Raw genomic sequence first — 716 nt, forward strand, 5'->3', positions numbered from 1 at the left:
TTGATTGGTTTATGAATTAAAGACACCGTGTCCCGTTCGTCTAGAGGCCTAGGACACCGCCCTTTCACGGCGGTAACAGGGGTTCGACTCCCCTACGGGATACCATCTTTAAGCGTTTTCTCTTTGAGAATTCTTAAAAATGGTTTCGAAAGAAATCTCGTTCTTTAACAATTTGGAAAGCTGACAGATAACAATTTGATTAATTGTTATCTATTAAAAGTTCTCAAATCCTATATCGAAAGATGTAGGTACCAACACACATTCAAGTGTTCTTGGAATTTGAGTCCGGCAAAATCGAGTCTGCACATGTATAAAAATGCAGACAACTTTGGTTGTTTGACCGTTTGCTTTCACTTTTCAAAAGTGAAGACAAATAGAAAGACCCTTTGGGGTTGTATGGTTAAGTGACTAAGCGTACACGGTGGATGCCTTGGCAGTCAGAGGCGATGAAAGGCGTATTAACTTGCGATAAGCCTAGATTAGGTAGTAAAAACCTGTGAGTCTAGGATTCCTGAATGGGGAAACCCAGCTGCATAAGCAGTTATCACTAACTGAATACATAGGTTAGTGAGGCGAACCGGGGGAACTGAAACATCTAAGTACCCCGAGGAAGAGAAATCAACCGAGATTCCGAAAGTAGCGGCGAGCGAAATTGGATTAGCCCTTAAGCTTTTAATGAGACAGACGAAGGCTCTGGAAAGTGCCGCGATACAGGG

1 tRNA gene and 1 rRNA gene are annotated in these 716 nt (G+C 42.6%); both read left to right on the forward strand.

The annotated features are described in order from the left end of the window. The first annotated feature begins 29 nt into the window (after positions 1-29). Positions 30-105, forward strand: a tRNA-Glu gene (locus tag VTH8203_RS23370). 293 nt (positions 106-398) lie between these two features. Then, positions 399-716, forward strand: a 23S ribosomal RNA gene (locus tag VTH8203_RS23375); the annotation flags it as partial.

The organism is Vibrio thalassae (genome assembly GCF_900089835.1).
Classification (GTDB): Bacteria; Pseudomonadota; Gammaproteobacteria; order Enterobacterales; family Vibrionaceae; genus Vibrio; species Vibrio thalassae.